Source organism: Novacetimonas cocois (genome assembly GCF_003311635.1).
Lineage (GTDB): Bacteria > Pseudomonadota > Alphaproteobacteria > Acetobacterales > Acetobacteraceae > Novacetimonas > Novacetimonas cocois.
Genome location: NZ_QEXL01000033.1, coordinates 1 through 6685, shown reverse-complemented (window position 1 = coordinate 6685; position 6685 = coordinate 1). Strand labels below are relative to the sequence as shown.

Here is a 6685-nt window from a genome sequence, read left to right as displayed (position 1 = left end):
CGCGCCAGCGCGGGGCCGTCCGGCGTCCCCGCCGCCCGTCACGACAGGCGTCGAGCAGGCCACCGACGCGGCGCGGGCCTGCGCCGCCCGCGCCACCACGCCGGAGGAGCTTCAGGCCGCCATGGCCGCCTTCCGGCAGTGCGGCCTGCGCGATACCGCAACCCACACCGTCGCGCCGCAGGGCCGCGTCGGCGCCCCCGTGATGGTGGTGGGCGAGGCCCCCGACGCGGACGAGGACCGCAGCGGCGTCGCATTCTGCGGCGAAACGGGACGCCTGGTGGACCGGATGTTCGGCTCCATCGGGCTGTCGCGCGACGACCTGTTCCTTGCCCCCGTCATTGCGTGGCGTCCGCCGGGGGGGCGCCCCCCCTCCGCCATGGAGCTGAAATGCTGCCTGCCGTTCATCCAGCGCCTGATCGTGCTGGCGCGGCCGCGACGCCTGATCCTGATGGGCAATATCCCCGTGGCGCTGCTGACGGGCGAACGCATCACGGCGGCGCGGGCACGCGGGAAATGGCGCGATATTTCCATTCCCCGACACGGCGCGGACGAAGGCAACGCTTCCCCCGCCACGCGCGTTATCCCCGCACTTCCCATGCGCCACGCGCAGCAGTTGCGCGCCAGTCCGACAGCACGTCGCGACGCGTGGAAAGATATGCTTGAGTTACGCAAAACCCTGGAAGGGGACGCACACAATCATGACGCGTAATCATGATATATTAACGGAATGCAACCTATGAACAGAAGGCATGTCAACATGTGTTTCAGAACGTGTTTTCAAGGATATATTTCGGTTTCCGCATCTGTTGTGAAATCTTATTGATTAGGGTTGCGCGCAATCGGGTTGCTTTCTTGTGCGCAAGGCCCTAAACCCCGCGAGCCATGCGAGGGATAAACCATACCCCCCCCACCGCGGTGACCGCATTTCTGGCGGGCGCCGCATTCCTGGCAGGAGCGGCCTTCGCGCCGCTTCGTGCCCAATCGGTGGACCCCAGGCCTGATCCGGATGGATCAGCCCACAGCGGCCACAACGAGGAAACAGCGCTCGCGCTTCCCCGCTTCCCGACCAGGGGCGGTGGCAGTGTAAGCCTGCCGCGGGTGCTTACCCCCGACGACGCCGCGCGCATCCGCAAGGTCTTCGCCCTCCAGCGCGAGGGTCGCTTCGACGCCGCCATCAGCCAGACCGCCAGCATCCGCGATGACGTGCTGCTGGGCGATCTGCTGGCGGCGCGTTACCTGAACCCCGCATATCACCCCACCGCCGGACAGCTGCGCATGTGGCTGCGGACCTTTTCCACCCTGGCGGATTCCCCGGCCATCTATGGCCTGCTGGTGGCGCAGACGCCGCGTGGGGCCACGCTGCCCCCCGCGCCGCCAAACATCGCGCTGGGCAGCACACATGCCCCCGCGCATGTCCGCCTGCCGGAGGAGGACGATCCCTCCCTGCGGGTGTTCACGCGCAACAGCCTGCTGGACCATACGGTGCGCGAACGCGCGTCACAGGGCGTCAAGGGCGCGCGCAGCGCCCTGCACCTGATCCAGATCACGCCGGGCCTGAACGACCTGTATGCCGCCCACCTGCGGACCGAGGTCGCGATGAGCCTGTTCAGCGCGGGCGAGAACCGCCTGGCGCTGAGCATCGCGCGCGACGCCTTCACCACGTCCTCCGGACGGCTGGGGCTTGCGGGCTATGTCGCCGGGCTTGCGGCATGGAAGCAGGGACGCCCCGACGAGGCCGAACCCCTGTTCGAGGCCGCGTCGCGCGCGCCCCTCACCCCCGGCAGCATCCGTGCGGGCGCCGCCTTCTGGGCCGCGCGTTCGCATCGCGCGGTGGGCGACGTCGCGGCGTACGAGCCGTGGCTGCACCGCGCTGCTGCCGCACCGCATACCTTCTACGGCATGCTCGCCAGCCAGGCCCTTGGCCTGCGTCACCCCAACCCCGCCCGTCATGGCGGGACGTTCGGCGACGCGCCGTCGTCCCTGTCGCTGGCCGATGACCGCCAGCCCCTGCATGAAGGTACGCCCGTCCTGGGTGAAATCGACGTGGAGGCCGTCGCCGCGACGCCTGCCGGACGCAGGGCGTTTGCCCTGGCGCAGGTGGGCGAGAACGCGCGGGCGGAGGCGACGCTGCGCCGCCTGTGGCCCGATGTGCAGAACGATGCCGCGCTGTGCCACTCCCTCCAGCTGGTCGCGGACGCGATGGGCATGAAGGAGCTGGCATCGCAGATGGCGTTGCTGATCCAGTCGCAGGATGGGGAGCAGTCCGCCCACCAGACCCGTTTCCCCCTGCCGCCGCTGCGCCCGGATCACGGGTTCCGCATGGACCCGGCGCTGGTCTATGCGCTGACGCGGCTGGAATCCAATTTCGACGCCAACGCGGTCTCCGGCTCCGGCGCGCATGGGCTGATGCAGGTGATGCCGGTGACGGCGGGCTTTGTCACCCATAACGGCGGCGATTACGCCGCGCATCCCACGGCGCTGCACAATCCGGGGCATAACCTGGAAATCGGACAGCTGTATGTCCTCTATCTCGCGCAGCTTTCGAGCCAGCATCCGGGACCGCATGCCCCGGCGGGCGGCGACCTGATCCGCATGCTTGCCAGCTATAACGCCGGGCCGTCAGCCATCGCCCGCCGCGCCGCCAACGGCACGGACGAGGTCGATGACCCGCTGCTGTATATCGAGCAGCTGCCCAATAACGAGACACGCGATTACGTACGTCGCGCCTTTACCTATCTGTGGATCTATGCCGACCGGCTGGGCCTGCCCTCGCCATCGCTGGAAACGCTGGCCCGCAATGAATGGCCCGCTTTTGGCGCCGAACAGGGCCTTGCCGCCCGTTCGTCACGCACCATCCACTGATCCCCTTCCCCTGAATGCAGGGGAAGGGCCGGTCCCACAGGCAGCCGCCTTTGGGACCAAAGTTTCTGATGAAGCTTCCCGGGAACCGTTTGAAAAGACAGCCCCGGCAGCCTGCTGAAATCATGAAAAGTTTTTGGTGAAGCTTTTTGCAAAAGCTTCGAAAGACGTCGCCTTTCCAGAAAAAGGCGACACCCAGAAACCTCCGTTCTTTTTTATCAGCAGGCTATTTCCAAACAGCCTCCTGTTATCAATGCCTCAGTTTTCAGCCAGCACCTGACGGCTGGCCCGCACGCGCACCACGCGCCGCCCCTCCATCTCCAGCACCTCGAACAGCCATCCTGAAAAGACCACCTTGTCGCCATTGGCCGGCACACGGCGCAACAGCGCGAGGATCAGGCCGCCAAGGGTATGGTAGCTTCCTTCCGCCGGCAGGTCCGACAGGTCCAGCCTGTGCTTGACCTCATCCGCCGGCATGGAACCGTCAAGCACCAGCACGTCATCATGGGCCAGCCGCTGCGGCGGGGTGCTGCCGGGTTCGTGCTGCTCGCCCACGATGGCCCCGAACAGGTCGGAAGAGGTCACGATTCCCTCGAACGAGCCATATTCATCCAGCACCAGCGCCATGCCCAGCGGGGAGGCGCGCATGCGGTCCAGCATGTCGAATGCCGATAATGTGTCCGGCACGGAGATGGGACGACGCAGCCCCGCCTCGACCGAGGGGCTTTTGCCGTCAAGGAAACGGTCCAGCATGTCCTTTGCCAGGATGACGCCCACCGGATTGTCCACCCCGCCATCGCACACGACAATGCGCGAATAGGTGGTGGAGCGCAGGATCCGCAGCAGTTCCGCGCGCGGGACATGCCGTTCGATCCAGCACAGTTCGGTGCGTGGTGTCATGATGGCGCGCACGGGCCGGTCCGCCAGACGCAGAAGGCGCTCGATCATGTCGCGCTCTTCCTGCTCCAGCACCCCGGCCTGCGCGCCTTCGGCGATATAGGCGCGGAGCTCTTCTTCCGTCAGGGCCGTGCTGGCATTGGCGCTGACCCGCATCAGGCGCAGCACAAGTTCCGATGCCCGCCCCAGCAGCCAGACCACCGGACGCGAAATCCACGCCAGCCCCTCAAGCGGCAGGGCAAGGCGGGCCGCGATCTGTTCGGGCTGGCGCAGGGCGATCTGCTTGGGTACCAGTTCGCCACCCACCAGCATGATGCCGGTGATGGCGCTGACCACGACCGTCATCGAAATTTCGCTGGCAAAGGGGGCAAGGCGGGGGAAATGCATCAGCCAGTGCGTCATCCGCGCCTCGATGCTGGTGCCGCCGAACGTGCCCTCCAGAATCGAGACGAGGGTCATGCCGACCTGCACCGTCGGAAGGAACCCCTGCGGGTCATTCGCCAGTTTCAGGGCCCGGTCGGCCCCCTTGACCCCGGCCTTTGACATGACCGCCAGACGCGCCCGACGCGCGGAAATCAGGGCCAGTTCCCCCATCGCGAAGACGCCGTTAAGGAGAACGAGGCAGAATATTATAATCAGGGAGACAAGCATGATCCCGCGATCGTAGAGCATATCGCGCGAAGCTGGGACACCTGAAATCCTGAATCTTGCGGCATTGCGAATCGGGACTGCGTCAGTCCCGATTCGCGGCATCCGGATTACATCGCCAGATATGGAAATGGCGGGGACATGCCCCGCCATCCGGTCAATGCCATTACTGTCGGCAACACGTCCCTCAGTCAGCAGCCGCCGCAGTTTCGGGCTGGGCCGAAACCTTGTTGACGCGCGGCGGAGTCGCCGGCTTCTTGCGGGCCGCCAGCTCTTCCATCTTCGCATCGACATGCTGCGTGAAGACGTATTCCGCCGGCCGCTGGTTCGCCAGCGAGATTTCCGGCACCATCGGCTTTTCGGTTTCAGGCCCGAACAGCGCGACCTTGGCGATGTGCCACGGGCGACGCACGGCATCCATCACCGCCGTGGATTCGTAGCCGGAATGGACCATGCAGTCGGCGCACTTTTCATAGTTGCCGGTGCCATAGGCATCCCAATCGGTATCGGCCATCAGCTCTTCAAAGCTCTTGGCATAGCCTTCGCCCAGCAGGTAGCACGGGCGCTGCCAGCCAAAGACATTGCGCAGCGGCTTGCCCCACGGGGTGCAGTGATACTGCTCGTTCCCGGCAAGGAAGTTCAGGAACAGCGGCGACTGCGTAAAGCGCCACTTCTTGCCCTTGCCCAGGCGGAAGATGTCGCGGAACAGTTGCTTCGTCTTCTGGCGGTTCAGGAAGTGCTCCTGATCCGGCGCGCGTTCATAGGCATAGCCCGGCGCGGTCATGATGCCATCGACGCCCATCGCCATCACTTCGTCGAAGAAGGTGGCGACGCGCTTGGGGTCCGCGCCATCGAACAGGGTGCAGTTGATGGACACGCGGAAACCACGGGCCTTCGCCTTCTTGATGGCTGCCACGGCGCGTTCGTACACGCCTTCCTGGCAGACGGAGGCGTCGTGCATCGCCGGATCGCCGTCAAGATGCACGTCCCATGAAAAGAAGGGGCTCGGCTCGTAATCGTCGAGCTTCTTTTCAAGAAGCAGCGCGTTCGTGCACAGATAGACATACTTCTTGCGCGCGATCAGCTGCCGGATGATTTCCGGCATTTCCTTGTGCAGCAGCGGCTCGCCCCCTGCCACGGCGATGACGGGCGCACCCGCCTCGGTATCCGCGTCGAGGCATTCCTGCACGGTCATGCGCTGGTTCAGGATCTGTGCGGGGTAATCGATCTTGCCGCATCCCGCGCATGCCAGGTTGCACCTGAACAACGGTTCGAGCATCAGCACAAGCGGATAGCGTTTGCGGCGCGTCAGGTGCTGCTTGACGACGTAGGCGCCCACCCGGACGGCCTGCATAATAGGAACGGCCATGAAACCTCTGCTCCTGCACCGGCGGTCTGACGCCGGTCTTGATTCCAAATCATGTAGTCCGGACTATGGACACGTCCGATCGCAAGAACACAACCCCGACATTTAACAGCCGTGCATTAAGAACATGGCGCAGTTGCGGAGTTGTTACGACACATGAACACTTTCGCGGCTGTATAGGACAAAAAACATCCTGTATTCAATTGCTATCGTGCAGGGTGTGGCGAAATCACAACACACGGGGTTTTAGTATTATCCACCCTTGCCATGACGACCGCAAGGGGCGAACACCTTGCGGTCGTCATGAATGACCATGACCATGTCGCAGGATATCCGATGCCGCGGCCTTCGCCCTACCGTGTTCCGGGCGCGGCCGGGACGCCGGACATTGAGGCGGCCGACCAAGAAACCGGCTCAGGGTCTGACCCGTTTTCCCCGGGACGGATCCCGACAGAACATAAATGGACGCGACCATCATGGACCAGCCGAAGGCAGCACCAACGCACGAAGCCACTTCCCCGTCGGNCCACCCCCGACGCGGAGTCCTGGGGCTCGATCCCGACGCTGGGCCGTTTTGCGCATCTGGACCGGGTGCGTTACCCGCATGACCTTCGCAACCTTTCGGTGGAGCAGCTCAAGGCGCTTGCGGACGAGCTGCGGGCGGAGACGATCGACACGGTCTCGACGACGAGCGGGCATNCTGGGCGCGTCGCTTGGCGTGGTGGAACTGACGGTCGCGCTGCATGCGGTGTTCGACACGCCTGACGACCGGGTGATCTGGGATGTCGGCCACCAGACCTATCCGCACAAGATCCTGACGGGGCGACGCGACCGCATCCGCACGCTGCGCCAGCCGGGCGGCCTTTCGGGCTTCACCCGCCGCAGCGAGAGCGAATACGACCCGTTCGGCGCGGC

4 protein-coding genes and 1 pseudogene are annotated in these 6685 nt (G+C 64.9%); 3 read left to right on the top strand and 2 right to left on the bottom strand.

The features are described from left to right. Together NJLHNGOC_RS14980 and NJLHNGOC_RS14975 are read left to right on the top strand one after the other, a co-directional pair. On the top strand, nucleotides 1–709 hold a 709-nt coding region (locus tag NJLHNGOC_RS14980; protein WP_133258761.1), incomplete at its 5' end, for a uracil-DNA glycosylase. Between the two features lie 173 nt (nucleotides 710–882). Beyond that, entirely contained in the window at nucleotides 883–2862 is a 1980-nt protein-coding gene (locus tag NJLHNGOC_RS14975; RefSeq protein WP_113597064.1) for a lytic transglycosylase domain-containing protein, read from the top strand. Nucleotides 2863–3117: 255 nt separating this feature from the next. Here the strand turns inward: NJLHNGOC_RS14975 and NJLHNGOC_RS14970 are convergent, their stop codons facing one another. Next, the gene (locus tag NJLHNGOC_RS14970) at nucleotides 3118–4407 is read right to left on the bottom strand and encodes a hemolysin family protein (protein ID WP_113597065.1); all 1290 of its coding nucleotides are present in this window, start codon (nucleotides 4405–4407) and stop codon (nucleotides 3118–3120) included. 184 nt (nucleotides 4408–4591) lie between these two features. After that, nucleotides 4592–5773 carry an adenosyl-hopene transferase HpnH gene (gene hpnH / locus NJLHNGOC_RS14965; protein ID WP_113597063.1) on the bottom strand — a complete coding sequence of 394 codons (1182 nt, stop codon included), beginning with the start codon at nucleotides 5771–5773 and terminating at the stop codon, nucleotides 4592–4594. 552 nt (nucleotides 5774–6325) lie between these two features. Here hpnH and NJLHNGOC_RS14960 point away from each other — a divergent pair. Beyond that, nucleotides 6326–6685: pseudogene (locus tag NJLHNGOC_RS14960) on the top strand (1-deoxy-D-xylulose-5-phosphate synthase N-terminal domain-containing protein); the annotation flags it as partial.

Bases quoted from the DNA above. Each gene is read 5' to 3' on its own strand.
- NJLHNGOC_RS14975 (WP_113597064.1), top strand. From the start codon at position 883: ATGCGAGGGATAAACCATACCCCCCCCACCGCGGTGACCGCATTTCTG.
- NJLHNGOC_RS14970 (WP_113597065.1), bottom strand. From the start codon at position 4,407: ATGCTTGTCTCCCTGATTATAATATTCTGCCTCGTTCTCCTTAACGGC.
- hpnH (WP_113597063.1), bottom strand. From the start codon at position 5,773: ATGGCCGTTCCTATTATGCAGGCCGTCCGGGTGGGCGCCTACGTCGTC.